The organism is Streptosporangium sp. NPDC051022 (genome assembly GCF_040683035.1).
Classification (GTDB): domain Bacteria; phylum Actinomycetota; class Actinomycetes; order Streptosporangiales; family Streptosporangiaceae; genus Streptosporangium.
The window spans coordinates 369,191-383,996 of sequence record NZ_JBFBCF010000006.1 but is presented as its reverse complement, the minus strand read 5'-3'; the positions used below and the strand labels follow the sequence as shown (position 1 = coordinate 383,996).

Genomic DNA, 14,806 nt, shown 5'->3' with positions numbered 1-14,806 from the left:
CCGCTGGGCCGAGCAGTACCGCCGCCGGCTGTACGGCAGGCGCCGGCTGGCCCTGACCACCTGCCTGCAGGCCGAACTGCGCCTGGGCCGCCACGTCCAGGTCCTGCCCGAGCTGGAGGACCTCGCCCACGCCGACCCCGTCGACGAGGCCGTCGCCGCCCTGCTGATGAGCGCCTACTACCGGGCCGGCCGTCAGGCCGAGGCCATGCACACCTTCGCCCGCACCCGCGCCCGGCTGCGCGAGGATCTGGGCGCCGACCCGGGCAAGGACCTCACCCGGCTGCACGAGCGCATCCTCACCCACGACCCCGACCTGTATTCCTCACCCGCGCGGGCCGTCGCGGTCGTCGCGGTGGCCGACGACCGGCCCGCCACCGTCCTCCTGCCCGACCGGGCGCCCGCACTCGCACTCGTCGCGGACCGTCCCGGTACGGAGCTCACCACCCGATTCCCCTCACCACCGCGGTCCTTCCCCGAACCCGATGCGGAGACCGAGCCCGCGCCGTCCGACCCGGCCGAGCCGACGCTCGCGCAGGACCTCGGAGAGGCCCCCTCGGACGCCGCCGCCGACCTCCTCCGGACGCCGCCGCCACGGGCCGAGGCCGCGCGGCACCAGGTCACGGGCTCCGGGACGACGGTGCGCCACTACGGCGGAGACCACATGGAATTCCACGGCAACGTCTTCCACGGCCCGGTCACCTTCGCCGGCAAGAGTACGAGCCGCCGACCCGCCTCCGACGGCGATGACCGCGCCTGACTGCGGCCTCGACGCCAACGGGACAGCGGCCGCCGGCGAGATCGTGGACGCCGCGGACACCGCCGACAGCGCGCACGTCATCGACGTTCGAACCGGCCCGAGCCGATACGCCGGGGACCACCTGGAATTCCGCGGCAACGTCTTTCACGGCCCGGTCATCTACACCACCCACCATCACCCCGCCCCGGACGATCCCGAGCCGTACTGGACGGGCAGCCCCTATCGGGGGCTGGCGCCCTTCGGCGAGGCGGACGCGGCCGTCTTCTACGGCCGGGAACAGGCCACCGAGCAACTGGCCCGGACGTTGGCCGAGCGGCTGGACGGGCTGGGCATGCTGGTGGTCACCGGCCCGTCAGGAGCGGGCAAGTCCTCCCTGCTGCGGGCGGGGCTGCTGCCGTACCTGGCCGCGGGCCTGCTGAGCGAGGCGCCGGGCAGCGAGTGCTGGCCGCGCCTGGTCATGACGCCCACCGCCGACCCGCTGACCGAGCTGGCGCTCCAGCTGGCGGCGCTGACCGCCGCCGATCCCGCGGCCGTCCGCCGGAGCCTGGCCGAGGATCCGGAAGGGGCCCCGCTACTGTTCCGCCAGGCTCTTCTGGCCCAACCCCCCACTCAGACCCCCACCCAGACCCCCACCTCGCTCTTCATCCCGTTCTCCGCGGGGGGCGCCCCCGGCCCGCGAGTCCCGCAGCGGCGGATAGTGCTGGTCGTCGACCAGTTCGAGGAGGTCTTCACTCTCGCGTCGGCCACCTCGCCCGCGCACGCGAGCCCGGTCCTGGGGGAGCCGGGGGAGGCGGGTGACGATCCGGCCGGAAAACGGGAGCGGGCCGGATACGGGGAGAGGCCGGCGGCCGACGCGGTACAGGCCTTCGCCAGGGCGCTGCGCGCGGCCGCCGAGACCCCCGTCGGCCCCGCCCGGCAGCCGGCGGCGCTGATCGTGATCGGGATGCGGGGAGACTTCTGGGATCGCTGCGCCTCAGTGGAGCCACTGGTCGACGTGTTGCGCGCCGGGCCGTTCACCCTGGCCGCGATGAGCCAGGCCGAACTGCGCCGGGCGATCACCGGTCCGGCCGCCCGGGCAGGTCTGCGCCTGCAGGACGGCCTGGCCGACCTGGTGCTGGGCGATCTGCGCATCCTCACCGTGCCGCGGTACGGGCCGGGGGGCGACGTCACCTCCGGCAACGGAACGGTCCCGGGAGTGGGAGTACTGCCGCTGCTGTCCCAGGCGATGCTGCTGACCTGGCAGCAGCGCGAGAAGGGGCGGCTCACCATACGCGGCTACGGCGCCGCCGGCGGTATCGCCCACGCCGTGCAAACCGGCGCCGAGGCCGTCTACCGGCGGCTCGGCACCGCCCAGCAACGGCTGGCCCGGCAGTTGTTCCACCAGCTGACCGTCGTCACCGCCGACGGCCAGACCGCTCGCCGCCGGGTCACCTACGAGGAACTGCGCACCGGCCGCGCCGCCGAGGAGAGCGAGAACCTGCGGGTGGTGCTGGAGGTCTTCACCGGCCAGCGCCTGCTGGTCGCCGACGCGGACAGCGTGGAACTCGCCCACGACATGCTGTTGACGGCCTGGCCGCGTCTGGCCGGCTGGCTACAGGCCGACCGCGACGACCAGATCCTGTACGGGCAGCTCCGGGAGGACGCCCAGGACTGGCAGCGCAACGACCGCGATCCGTCGTTCCTGTACCGGGGCGGCCGCCTGAGGGCTCTGTGCCGGGCCCGCGCCCGCTGGCAGGCCGCCCCGCTGCGCTACCCGCCCCTGACCACCACCGTCATCCAGTTCCTGGCCGCAGCGGATCACGCCGCCGCCCATGCCGAACAGCGGGGAGCGCGGCGCAGGATGCTGGCGCGGCTGGCGCTTGTCGCGCTGACCGTTCTCACCGTCATCGCCTCGCTCGCCGCGCTCACGGCGGTCAACGCCATCGGCCGGGCCAACGAACGGAGCGTGGAGGCCCTGGCCCGTCTGGTGGCGCTCCACAGCGAGGGGCTGGCCGACACCGATCCCGTCCTGTCCGGCCTGCTGGCCGCCGCCTCCTGGCGTCTGATGCCCAGCCCCGAGGCCCGCTACGGCATGCTCGCCACCCTCGCGACCTCCGTACAGGGGGTGTTGAACGGCCACACCGACTTCGTGTCCTCCGCGGTGTTCAGCCCGGACGGCACGATGCTGGCCTCCACCGGAGGGGACAACACCGTCCGCCTGTGGGACGCCGCCACCCGCCGCCAGATCGGCGCCCCCCTCGTCAACCACACCGAGTTCGTCGCAGCCGTGGCCTTCAGCCCGGACGGAAAGGTCCTCGCGACCGCCGCCGGGAACGGCACCGCCCGGCTGTGGGACGTCGCCACCCGCCGTCAGATCGGCGCCCCCCTGAGAGAGCACGCCGGATCCGTGATGTCGGTGGCGTTCAGCCCGGACGGCAGGACCCTGGCGACCGTCGGTGTGGACGGCTCAGCCCGGCTGTGGGACGTCGCCACCCGCCGTCAGATCGGGATCCCCTTCAACAGCGGCGCCTCCACCCGGAGCAGGTTCATCGTCGCCATGGCGTTCGGCCCGGACGGCAGGACCCTGGCGACCGCGGGTGCGGACGGCGCCATCCGGCTGTGGAGTCTCCTCACCCATCGTCAGATCGGCGCCCCCCTGATGGGGCACACGGGTTCCGTGGCGTCGGTGGTGTTCAGCCCGGACGGCAGGGTTCTGGCGTCCGCGGGTGCGGACGGTACGGCCCGGTTGTGGGACGTCGCCGGTCGCCGTCAGGTCGGGGGTCCCCTGATGGGGCACACGGGTTCCGTGGCGTCGGTGGCGTTCAGCCCGGACGGCAGGGTTCTGGCGTCCGCGGGTGCGGACGGTACGGCCCGGTTGTGGGACGTCGCCGGTCGCCGTCAGGTCGGGGATCCGCTGATGGGGCACACGGGTTCCGTGGCGTCGGTGGCGTTCAGCCCGGACGGCGAGACCCTCGCGACCGCCGGATGGGACAGGACGGTACGGCTCTGGGACGTCTCCGCCCGCCGCCCGGACGACGTCTTCCGTACCGGCCACACCGGGTCCGTGGTCGCCGTGGCCTTCAGCCCCGACCGTAAAACCCTGGCCACCGCCGGCTGGGGGGACAGGAACCTCCGGCTGTGGGACGTCGCCACCCGCCGTCAGATCGGTCCTCCCCTGACGGGGCACACCGGCTCCGTGGACGCGGCGGCCTTCAGCCCGGACGGCAGGACGCTGGCCAGCGGCGGCGGGGACGGAGCCGTCCGGCTCTGGAACCTGGCCACCCGCCGGCAGATCGGCACCCCGCTCGGCGAGCACACCGGAAGCGTCACCCGGGTGGAGTTCAGCCCGGACGGTAGAACGCTGGTCAGCGTCGACAACGACCAGGTCGTCCGGCTGTGGAACGTCGCCGAGCACCGCCGGATCGGCTCCCCTCTCTCCGGCTCCATCCCGGTGGGAGCCTTCAGCCGTGACGGAGAGATCCTGGTCATCGGCGACAAGGACGGGCGCGTCCGGCTGTGGGACGTGGCCGCCCGCCGCCCGATCGGCGCCCCCCTCGCCGACCACACCAACGGTGTCAGCGCGGCGGCCTTCAGCCCGGACGGCACGATCCTGGCCACCGGCAGCTGGGACGACACCATCCGGCTGTGGGAGGTGGCCGGAGGCCGTCTGGTCGGTGCCCTTCCCGCGGGCCACAGCGGAGGAATCGCCGCGGTCGCCTTCGCGCCCGCGGGCGACACCCTGACAGGCGTCGGCCGGGACGGCGTCGCACAGGTGTGGGATGTCGCCACCCGCCGCCCGATCGGTGCTCCCAGCACCCACTACAACGACATCGCCAGCTCGGTGAGCCTGACCCCGGACGGTGTCACCGTGGCCATGGACGCCTACGGCGGAGGTATCCGGCTCTGGAACATGGAGAACGTGATCTCATCCACCGACCCCCTCGCGGAGATCTGCGCGGTCGCGGGCCGCTCCCTCACCCCACAGGAATGGCGCCGGTACATCCCCGGTCAGCCTTATCAACAGATCTGTCCCTGAGGAGGTGGAAGCCCGCCCGGTGAACACGGGGGCCTTTCCGTTCTGTCAGGGCGATCTCCGTGCTGATCTGCCCGCCGCCGGGAACGACCCGAACCGCCCGCGAGACCGTGAGCCCCCACGACTGACATCCATCGGTCTCTCCGCCGACCCCGCGGCCTGGGCGGACACGGGTGGACACGGGTGGACTCGGTCGGTCGTGGTCATCGGGCCGCCCGTAGGCTGAGAACAGGCCGCTTGCCGACGGAGCGCGGATCCGTTCGCGGGAGATGGGCGAGCGGGGGCACGGTGCGCGGTTGCGGGGGTGAGGCCGATGCGGTTTCACGATGTACGGCTTGCCGGGACGACGAGCGCGGTCATGCTCGCCGCTCTCGTCGTCGGTGGACAGGCGACGGCGGCACAACCTCAGCCGAAGTGCACCGCGCCACCCCTGCCGGGGCACGTGGTGGATGTGACCCTGGCCGACACGGGGTCGGGCATGATGGGCGGCCACAGCCCCGGCCCATCGGGGATGATGAACGGCGGCCCGGGCCCGTACGGCAGCCCTGGACCTCACGGACCTCACGGCCCTCACGGATCTCCGGGACCGCACGGACCTCACGGACCGCAGAACATGAGGATGCGCCTGTCCGTCACCCCGTCGCAGGTTCCGTCGGGGACCGTGTCGCTGCGGGTGGTCAACGAGGGGGTCACCACTCACGAGGTCGTCGTGCTGCCACTTCCGTCAGGCCAGACCGTGGGAAAGCGGGACGAGGGTCCCGGCCAGCGCATCGATGAGGCCGGCAGCCTGGGCGAGGCGTCACACGACTGCGGCGCGGGTGAGGGGAAGGGCATCTCCCCGGGCTCCACGGGCTGGACCACGCTGAAGCTGTCTCCCGGCCGTTACGAGCTGGTGTGCAACTTCCCCGGTCACTACGCCGGGGGCATGTACGCCGAACTCGACGTCACCGGGTGACGGCGAACGCCGCCTACGCGCTTTTCACATGACCGGCCAGATAGGACTCCAGCCGGTCCGCCAGCTCTCGCGGGCGGCTGAGCTGGACACAGTGGCCTCCGGGCATCTCGTCGGGGACGATGCCCAGCCGCTCCTCGACGACCCGGCGCATGAACTCGGCGGGGAAGAAACGGTCGTCGCGGCAGACCAGGAACCTCGTCGGCACGTCGGGCCACGCGTCGAGCGGCCACGGCTTCAGCATCGGGGTGCCGAACTGCCCGCGCCCTCTCCGCATCGCCTCGGCCGCCAGGTCCGCGGGGAGGTCCTGGAGGTAGGTGGCGATCGGGTCGTCGTCATCGGGGTCACGGCCGTCCCGCTCGGCCTGCTCGCGCCGGGCCCGCTCGTGGCCGGTTTCGGCCCACCAGTCGGCCGGGACCTCACCCGGCGACGGGATCATCGCCGTCAGCAGCACCAACTGGTCGACCCGTATCCGTTCGCACACCAGCGGGGCGGTGAACCCGCCGAAGGAGTGGGCGACCACGACGAGGCCGGTACGGTCACCGACGGCGTCGATCACCGAGTCGGCGTACTCGGCCAGCCCCGCCGACTCGTCGTCGCAGGGCAGGTCGACCGCCACCACGTCGTGGCCCCGTCCCCGCAACTCGGCGTCGAGCAGATGCCACTGCCAGGCGCTGCCCGCACCGCCGTGGATCAGCACATAGGTCGCCATGATGAACCGTCCCTCCCCGGGAAAACGCCGCGCACCTCGAACTTCGCGAACCTCGTCATGCGGTGACCGTCGTGCCCGGGACACCGGGGGCCGTCACGACCGGTCTTGGCGGGCTCTCCGGTAATCCGGCGTCGCCCTGCGGTAGCGTCCTCGCATCCGTATGATCGTCCACTCCCACGGTTCCCCCTTCATGTTTCTGGTCCTAACTTAGGATTGCAAGGTGTGGAGTTGCCAGCAAATGGTTTGTACAAGGAAGTTCAAGCATGGTGCAACGCGTGACTGACCGGCGCAGCTACAACGATCCCTGCGGGATCGCCCGCGGCCTTGACGTGATCGGCGAGCGATGGGCGCTGCTGGTGGTGCGCGAGCTGGTGCTCGGCCCCAAGAGGTTCACCCAGCTGCGACTGGGCCTGCACGGCGCCAGCCAGAACGTCCTGTCCCAGCGGCTGCGCGAGCTGGAGCAGGCCGGGGTCGTACGGCGCCGCAAGCTCGGCCCGCCCGCGGGCGCCTGGGTCTACGAGCTGACCGAGTGGGGCCGAGACCTCGAACCCATCCTCGTACTGCTCGGCCGCTGGGGCAGCCGCGTCCCCATCGCCTCCGATGCCGAACTCGGCGTCGACGCGCTGATCCTCGCGTTCAAGACGATGTTCGACCCGCACGCGGCGGACGGGCTGCGCGCCACCTACGACCTGAGGCTCGGCGAGGACCGCTTCCTGGCCGAGGTCGCCGACGGCCGCATCGACTTCGCCCGTGAGGGCGCCGACCGGGGAGACCGGGCCGACGCCGTCATCGAGACCGACGCCGCCACGCTCAGGGAGGTCGTCTTCGGCCGGCGGCCGTTCGCCGACGCGCTCGGCTCGGGCGACCTGAAGGTGGACGGAGACCACCGGACGGCGGCCCGCTTCGCCGACCTCTTCCCCCTCCCCGCCCCCCACCCGACCACCACGGAGTGACCGCCGGAACCGGCCGCCACCCCGCCCGGCCGTCGCGGGCGGCCCCTTCTCACGCCCGCCGTACGGCTCAGGCCTCCTCTGCGGCGCAGTCGGGACAGTCGGCGCACGAGGCGGGGCAGGAGACGAACCGCGCCCACACCGCGTGACCGCTCTCCCGGTCGCCCCGGTGGCCGGCCTTCGAGGCCAGGGCGCCGACCAGTGCGAGGCCCCGGCCCCGCTCGTCGAAGGGGTCGGCGGGCTCGGGCCGTACGAACACGGGAACCCCGCCCTGGCCGAGGTCGTGGACGGTGACGCGGACGGCGGCGGCCCTGCGGGCGACCTCGACGACGAAGGTGCCGTGCGGCCGTCCGCTGGCCGTGTGGGAGACGGCGTTGGCGGCGAGCTCGGTGACGACCTGCTCGGCGTCGGCGCGGCAGGCGGCGTCGGAGAGAAGGAACCCGACGAAGCGACGGGCGGCGGGCACCTGGTCGAGCCGCCCGGGAAAGGTCCGCCGCCAGGTCAGCCCGGAGGGAAACAGCCGCAGCATCGCGTCGATCATCTCCGGAGCCGCATCGGTCCAGGTGACAGCCATGAATCATCTCCAGGGAAGAGGGATGGAGTAGGTCACCGGAACCGTGACGCACCCTCCCTGCCCCCGACACCCCCATCGAGCCGCCCGGAACCTCCCCACTCCAAGGCCGCCTGACCTGCGCCAACCCTTCGAAAGGCATCCCAGGCATCCCCATTCCCGAGATCTGGCCGTCATTCTCCGTAATCGAATGCCTACCATTCGTGTGTATCGAGGAAAGGGGAGGTCATGTCAGGCGAGGGCTACCGGATCCTGCTCGACTGCAGGCGGCGCGGCGGCGCGCTGCGCGCCCGGTCGTTCACCTTCGACCAGATCGCCGACGTGCTGGCGCTGGACCACGAGGTCAGCCCGCTACGGCTGTACCGCTACGCCCACGGCCGTACGGCCTCCGACGTCGTGACCGCCTACAACGACCTCGACTCGGCGGGCACGGCGTCGTTGCGCGAGGCGCGGCTGTACGACTACGAGGCATGGCCGAACGGCGGTCGCAGACCCGCCGCCCGAGCGATCGCGATCTTCGCCCGGATCTACCGGACCACCGCCAGACGCCTGCTGCCACAGGACGCCTACGCCTCCTACGGCGCATGCGACCGGGACCTCCTAGACCGCGCCGACCACCGCCATCTCGACCCGCATCAGCGTCTCCGGCCACCCGTGCCACCCGCCCCGCGTGAGGAGGTTCTTCCCGCGCGGACTCTGGCGCCCGCACCACAGGGCCGTGACAGCATGGAATCGCAGCCGCTCGCCGCGCGGATCCCGCCCCCGGACCCCGCTCACTACGCCGAACTGCTGCGTGCGCTGAGCGCCGAGGAGGCCGACGTGAGACGACGCGAGCTGCTCTTCGAACTGGCCCTGGTATTCGGCGGCACCCCCGCCCTGAGCCTGCTCCGCCATCTCACCCCATCAGAACGGGAGCGACTCGCCGCCACGGCCGGGCAGCGGGCCCCGATCGACAACGGCACGATCGACCTGCTGGAACGGCTCATGGCCCGGCTGTACGAGATGGACGAACGCCTCGGTCCCGCGCAGGTGCTCCCGGTGGCGGAGGCCAAACGCGACCTCATCGGTGACCTGCTCAAACAGGGCTCCCTCACCCCCGCGCTCCGTGACCGCCTGCTCCGCCTCTACTGGAACCTTTCGCTCATGACGGGCTGGAGCCATTTCGACCTGACCGACTACGCGGGCGCCTCCCGCCGATACAACGAGGGGCTGGCGGCGGCCCACGAGTTGGGTTCTCCCGCTCTCATCGCCCACCTGCACGGTCTGCTGGCCTACATGGCGCTGCACCAGAAACGGCCCACCGTCGCCCTGGACCATGCCTTCGCCGCCGAGGGATGGGCCAAGGAGAGTGGTCATCGCCTGCAGCAGGCGGTGGCCTCCATCCAGCTCGCCCGGGCGATCTCCAGGGTCAAGCACGACGAGGGCGCCCTCCGCCTCATCGACCGCGCCGCCGACCTGGCCGGTAGAGGGAAGGCCGGCCCCGACTTCCAACATCTGGGCTGGCTCACCCCGGACTGCGTCCCCTCCTACGGCGTGTTCTGTCTCCTCGAACTCAACCGCCCCGACCAGGTGATGGCCGAGGTGAGACGGCGACTGGCGACGATGGACCCCGACTTCGTCCGGGAACGAGGGATTCTGCAGCTCGAATACGCCACGGCCCTGATCCAGAAACGGGAGATCGCCGCTGCCGCGGGGATGATCGCCGAGGCGGCCCAGGTCACCGCGCTCCACAGCTCCGCCCGTCTCGTCCACTCCATACGACAGGCCCGCACCCGCCTCCAACCCTGGGCCGACAACCGCCACGTCCGCGACCTGGACGAACACCTCCGCCCCCTCTCCCTCGCACCCCTCTCCACCTGAGCCCCGCCCGCATCCCGTACCCCTTCCCGGCGATCCGGCACGGCCGCCGTCCCCATCAACCGGGTCCGCGCCGTACACGGGCGCCGTTCGGGTCGGTACTGCGACTCGCCGTACCGGCGCGGTAGGGGGTGCCATCGCGGCGGGAGGTTGGGGCGCCGTATCGGCGTGGTTGGGGGTGCCGACGTGGTGGGAGGTTGGGGTGTCGTGCTGGCGTGGTTGGGGGTGCCGACGTGGTGGGAGGTTGGGGTGTCGTATCGGCGCGGTAGGAGATGCCGACGTTGCGGGGAATGTAGGGGCTGGAGTCGTGAGGCAGGCCAAGTATCGGGGGGTGGGCATCGGTCGTCTCACCGAAGCTGCTGCCCCACGGGTGGGTGGGCCCTGCCCCACCGGGCGCAGCTTTCCACGCAGGTAGGCCGGGCCTTTGGCCCGCTGATCCGAGCGGGCCAAAGGGGTGAACACCTCAGTGGCGGAGGCTTCCAGCCGTTGCCGGGTATGCATGAGCCGTTCGAGGGGCACACTCGGAGCAAATCACCACACAGTGACATCACACGGTGACATCGAACAGTCACGACAGGCGGACCCGGCAAGCACTACTAGGGGATGAGGCCGTACTCGATGGCCGTCGCGGCGGAGGCCGCGGCCTGCGCTGCCGCGACGGTGATCAGCGCTACGGCGAGCATGATGACGAACTTGACGGCGGTACGCATGCGAATCTCCTTCAACTGTCGGTCGGCGAACTCTCCTCGTTCTTCGGAACCAAGCCGAGCACGGATGGCACCGATTTGGGCTCACACTCGGAAAGTCGGGCCCGAAACACACGAACCGGTCGTCCGTGTCATATTTGGCGTCACCGGGCGGTTTGATCGGGTGACAGAGGTTGAGGAACATCCGGGCCCGGTGACGCGTTTTTGCCGGCGCCTCTTATCGGACTCCAGGGCCGCCATGCCCCAAAGCAGAAAAATCCACAATGTATGAGGAGCTCGCGTCGTACACCTCGGGCACGGACGCAACCCGCTCCTTCCCGCACAGGCGCTTCAGCAACGGCGATCAACTGTCGACGGACCCCGCACGCATTGCTTCAGCGTCCCAGAGTTCGATGGGCGGCCGGAAAGAGACGAATTGCGGTCCGCGGGCCGTATGGCGGAGCACAGTGGCGCGGAGGGGGCGGGTGGTCCGGTCGGCGTATAAAAGGACCGAAACCACCGCGCCCGCCAGGCCGGAGGCCTGAATCCACCGGAGAGCGACCAACGACGGCCGACCGGACCACCCGCCCCCGGAGCGCGAACAGCGCGAACCGGCGCCCCGGAAACCGGCCGACCACCCGCCCCGGGAGCGCGAACGGCGCGAACCGACCGCCGTACGGCGACCGTCCCAGAAACCAGACACCCCAGAGCGCGCACAGCGCATACCGACCGCCGCGCGGCGATAGCCTCAGAAACCGGCCGACCAGACGCCCCGCCGTCACTTGCCGCCGGAAGCGAGTTTCGTGCTCACCGCGGACGCGGGAGGAGCCTTGACGGTGACCTTGCCGCCCCAGCCGCTGAAACGGGTCTCGACACCGACGGTCTTGCCCTCCCAGCCGCCGCCGTTCACCACACCCGTGGCAGCCCAGGACGTGGTCAGCCGACGAGGATGCCGGTCGCGGTCCAGGGTGAGCTTGAACGTCACCGTGGTCTTGTCGTCCGCCCGGACCGGCAGTGTGGTCCGGAACCAGTGGGAGATCGCGGCGAGCTCGCCGAAGGTGACGGTTCCCGAGTAGGTGCTTCCGGAGTTCTTGGCGCTTCTGAGGAGGGTGCCGAGGGTCGCGGGCTCGGCGACGTTCACAATCTGGCCGAACTGGCCGCTCGCGTCGGTGAGGTCCTGGTCCGTCCGGTACCAGGTCTTGCCCTGCGGCAGCCGCTTGCCGTACGAACCGCCGGAGACGTAGCTCGTGATGCCGATCCGGATCGTCCGCCGCGGGGAGAACAGGTCGGTGGGCATGTCGGGCGAGTTCCCGGGCCTGGAGCTGATGTCCCAGGCGGCGATCCCGTCCTTGCCGAACTGGAAGACCCCGGTGCGCCGCTGAAGCAGCGTGCTCTTACCGTCCCGGCCGCCGTCCTGGCTCTTGCCATCCGGACCGCCGTCCTGGCTCTTGCCATCCGGGCCGCCGTCCTGCCCCTTGCCGTCCCGGGTCACGGTGGTGCGTTCGGTGAACCGCACGCCCATCCCCGCACCGTCCTGCCCGCTCGCGACCCCCCGACCGCTCACGCTCACCCGCTCACCCAGACCCGCCTGACCCACGGTGCCCGCCTGGGCGGCGGGCGCGGTGACGAGTGCGATGGTCAGGGCGGCGAAAGCGCCGTTTATCGCGGTTTTCACGTGGATTCCTTACGATCATTGGAAGAGAAGGGAATCCTGTCAGAAAAGGACCAAAGTCACACTTCGGGTGTGTCGCAAAGCTGATCGTCTACTGATTCGAGCCAATCGTCTACCAGTGCATGCTTCGGCCGCTGGTGATCACCGAGTGCGCATTCGTCGTCACAGGCCACGATGATGCATCTGAAGCCTTGACCACCCACTGACACCCTTGGAACGTCGATTTCTGTGTAACTTCTTTTGTTAGAGATCTTGGGGGAGAGACGTGATCAGGCGGTCGGGCCCGGGCGGGCTGCCCACGGAGACCACGAGTTTCGTGGGACGAAAGGAGGAGGTCCGTCAGGTCAGGCGTCTGCTCCAGGTCTCCAGGCTGGTCACCGTCACCGGCGTCGCAGGCATCGGCAAGACCCGGGTGGCCGTCCGGGCCGCCTCCGGTCTGCGCCGGTCCTTCGCCGACGGCGTCAGGTTCGTCGAGCTGGCGGGGGTGAGCGATCCCGGCCGCCTCGAACAGGCCGTGGCCCACGCGCTGGACCTGGTCGACCTGTCCGCCAAGCCGGACGCCGAAGCCCTGGCGGAGTACCTCCGTGACCGGCAGACACTGCTGATCCTCGACACCTGCGAGCACCTCGTCGACGCCTGCGCCCGGCTGGCGCAGACCCTCCTGGAGAACAGCCCGCAGCTGCGGATCCTGGCCACCAGCAGGCAGTCGCTCGGCGTGCCGGGCGAGCACATCGTGGCCCTGCCGCCGATGACCCTGCCACCACCGATGACCCTGCCGGAGCCGCGCGCCGCGGCCTCCGTCGGCGCCCTCTCCCGCTGTGACTCGGTGGCGCTGTTCCTCGAGCGGGTGGCCGCCGTCAACCCCGGCTACACCCTCGGCGCCGAGAACGCCGCGGAGGTCGCCGAGATCTGCACCAGGCTCGACGGCATCCCCCTGGCCATCGAGCTGGTGGCCGTGCGGATGCGCGCGTTCACACTCGGCCGGATCCGCGATCTGCTGGACGACCGGCTCTGGCTGCTGTCCGGCCGTACGGCTGGCGGAAGGCACCCGACGGTCGGCGCGACCGTCGACTGGAGCCACGACCTGTGCACCCCCGACGAGCGGTTGCTCTGGTCGCGGCTGCCGGTCTTCGTCTCCGCCTTCGACGCCGCCGCGGCCGAGGGGGTCTGCGCCGACGAGGCCCTGCCCGCCGACCGGGTGCTTCCCACCCTGCTCGGCCTGGTGGACAAGTCGATCGTGATCCCGGTCAAACGCGAGGAGGGCACGGTCTACCGGCTGCTGGACATCATCCGGGAGTACGGCGCCGCCAAGCTGGTCGAGACCGGGGACGAGCGATGGCTGCGCCGCCGGCACCTGCGCTACTACTTCGAGCTGGCGCTCAGGGGCAAGGAGTCGGGCCGCCACGGCGACCAGCTGGAGATGTGGAGCCGCGTCCGGCGGGACTGGCCCAACATCCGCGCCGCCCTCGACCTGTGCGCGGAGGATCCGGACCTGCAGGAGACCGGCCTGATGATGGCCGCGGGCCTGTGGTACCTCTGGGTGGCCTGCGGCATGCTCAGAGAGGGCCGTGACCAGCTGGAGCGGCTGCTCGCGCGCCCGCTGCCCGGCAGCCAGGCGTGGGCGTGGGGACTGCTCACGCGCATCTTCGTCGCCAACGCCGGAGGGGATCTGGACAGGGCGCGGCTGCTGCTGGAACGGTGCAGGCTCCACTGCCCGCCCGGCACGCCGGGAGGCGACCTGGTCCAGCTGGTCATGCTCAAGATGAACGGCACGCTGGCCTCCGTCGAGGGCGATCCGCGGCGCGCCGAGCGCATGCTCGGCGAGGTGATCGAACGGCTGCGTCCCCGCCGGGAGCTGCCCGAGGTGCTCCTGCCCGCGATGGTCGAGCTGGGCATGAGCCTGGTCCTGGGCGGCGAGCCCGCGGAGGCCGGGCGGGTCTTCCTGGAGTGCAAGCACCTGTGCGAGGAGCTCGGAGAGGTCTGGGTGAACGCCTACGCCGACTACGGCCTGGGCCTGGTCGCCAGGGCCGGCGGCGACGCCGCCCGCGCGGTCGCGCACGCGCGCGGCTCCCTCCGGGTCAAGCGGCACTTCTCCGACACCATGGGCGTCGTCTCCTGCCTGGAGCTGCTGGCCTGCGCGGCGGCGGACGAGGGCGACCTGGACAGGGCGGGACGGCTGCTCGCCGCCGCACGCGCCGAACGGCTCCACAAGGGCCTGCTGGGGCAGGGCCACCCGCTGACGCTGGAGGAGAGCGCCCGCTGCGCGGAGCTGGTCCGGAGGAGCCTGCCGGGAGGGCAGGCCGAGCGGGTGGCCCGCGAGGGGGCCGCGCTCGGGCTGGACGAGGCGATCGCCTACGCGCTCGACGAGGAGGAGGCCGAGGGCTTCGCCGTACGGCGTGACACCCGCTGGGCGCCGCTCACCCGCAGGGAGCGGGAGGTCGCCGAACTGGTCGCGGAGGGGCTCACCAACCGCCAGATCTCCCACCGGCTCGTGGTCGTCCAGCGGACCGTCGACTCCCACGTCGAGCACATCCTGGCCAAGCTCGGCTTCTCGGCGCGCACCCAGATCGCGGCCTGGGCGACCAGGCGGCGCCGGGAACACGCGTGAGGCCACCCGTAGACATCTCGCTTGAGACG

At 71.4% G+C, this 14,806-nt stretch carries 9 protein-coding genes; 6 read left to right on the top strand and 3 right to left on the bottom strand.

Annotation, left to right across the window (positions count from 1 at the left end):
• The 3 genes from AB0N02_RS14555 to AB0N02_RS14545 all read left to right on the top strand — a co-directional run.
• Positions 1–757, top strand: a 757-nt coding sequence (locus AB0N02_RS14555; protein WP_363945917.1) for an AfsR/SARP family transcriptional regulator, incomplete at its 5' end; no start/stop codon positions are given.
• The gene (locus tag AB0N02_RS14550; RefSeq protein WP_363945915.1) at positions 744–4,772 is read left to right on the top strand and encodes an AAA family ATPase; all 4,029 of its coding nucleotides are present in this window, start codon (positions 744–746) and stop codon (positions 4,770–4,772) included. The genes AB0N02_RS14555 and AB0N02_RS14550, both read left to right, overlap by 14 nt.
• Positions 4,773–5,382: 610 nt before the next feature.
• Positions 5,383–5,724, top strand: coding sequence for a sulfocyanin-like copper-binding protein (locus AB0N02_RS14545; protein ID WP_363945914.1), 342 nt, complete (start codon positions 5,383–5,385; stop codon positions 5,722–5,724).
• A gap of 13 nt (positions 5,725–5,737) precedes the next feature.
• Here AB0N02_RS14545 and AB0N02_RS14540 read toward each other — a convergent pair whose 3' ends face one another.
• Positions 5,738–6,433 (bottom strand): alpha/beta hydrolase, encoded by a 696-nt coding sequence (locus tag AB0N02_RS14540; RefSeq protein WP_363945913.1) that lies wholly within the window; start codon positions 6,431–6,433, stop codon positions 5,738–5,740.
• Positions 6,434–6,696: 263 nt separating this feature from the next.
• Here AB0N02_RS14540 and AB0N02_RS14535 point away from each other — a divergent pair, with 263 nt between their 5' ends.
• Complete coding sequence (locus AB0N02_RS14535) at positions 6,697–7,386, top strand: winged helix-turn-helix transcriptional regulator (RefSeq protein ID WP_363945911.1); 690 nt, start codon at positions 6,697–6,699, stop codon at positions 7,384–7,386.
• Between the two features lie 67 nt (positions 7,387–7,453).
• Here AB0N02_RS14535 and AB0N02_RS14530 read toward each other — a convergent pair whose 3' ends face one another.
• Positions 7,454–7,957 (bottom strand): ATP-binding protein, encoded by a 504-nt coding sequence (locus AB0N02_RS14530; RefSeq protein ID WP_363945909.1) that lies wholly within the window; start codon positions 7,955–7,957, stop codon positions 7,454–7,456.
• Positions 7,958–8,182: 225 nt separating this feature from the next.
• Here AB0N02_RS14530 and AB0N02_RS14525 point away from each other — a divergent pair, with 225 nt between their 5' ends.
• Positions 8,183–9,814, top strand: coding sequence for a hypothetical protein (locus tag AB0N02_RS14525; RefSeq protein ID WP_363945907.1), 1,632 nt, complete (start codon positions 8,183–8,185; stop codon positions 9,812–9,814).
• Positions 9,815–11,275: 1,461 nt separating this feature from the next.
• On the opposite strand, the gene AB0N02_RS14520 is transcribed toward AB0N02_RS14525, so the two are convergent.
• Positions 11,276–12,172 (bottom strand): hypothetical protein, encoded by an 897-nt coding sequence (locus AB0N02_RS14520; RefSeq protein ID WP_363945906.1) that lies wholly within the window; start codon positions 12,170–12,172, stop codon positions 11,276–11,278.
• A 262-nt stretch (positions 12,173–12,434) separates the two neighbouring features.
• On the opposite strand from AB0N02_RS14520, the gene AB0N02_RS14515 reads away from it, so the two are divergent.
• On the top strand, positions 12,435–14,777 hold the full coding sequence (locus AB0N02_RS14515; protein ID WP_363945905.1) for a LuxR C-terminal-related transcriptional regulator: 2,343 nt from the start codon (positions 12,435–12,437) through the stop codon (positions 14,775–14,777).
• Positions 14,778–14,806 lie beyond the last annotated feature (29 nt).

Bases quoted from the DNA above. Each gene is read 5' to 3' on its own strand.
- AB0N02_RS14550 (WP_363945915.1), top strand. From the start codon at position 744: ATGACCGCGCCTGACTGCGGCCTCGACGCCAACGGGACAGCGGCCGCC.
- AB0N02_RS14545 (WP_363945914.1), top strand. From the start codon at position 5,383: ATGAGGATGCGCCTGTCCGTCACCCCGTCGCAGGTTCCGTCGGGGACC.
- AB0N02_RS14540 (WP_363945913.1), bottom strand. From the start codon at position 6,433: ATGGCGACCTATGTGCTGATCCACGGCGGTGCGGGCAGCGCCTGGCAG.
- AB0N02_RS14535 (WP_363945911.1), top strand. From the start codon at position 6,697: ATGGTGCAACGCGTGACTGACCGGCGCAGCTACAACGATCCCTGCGGG.
- AB0N02_RS14530 (WP_363945909.1), bottom strand. From the start codon at position 7,957: ATGGCTGTCACCTGGACCGATGCGGCTCCGGAGATGATCGACGCGATG.
- AB0N02_RS14525 (WP_363945907.1), top strand. From the start codon at position 8,183: ATGTCAGGCGAGGGCTACCGGATCCTGCTCGACTGCAGGCGGCGCGGC.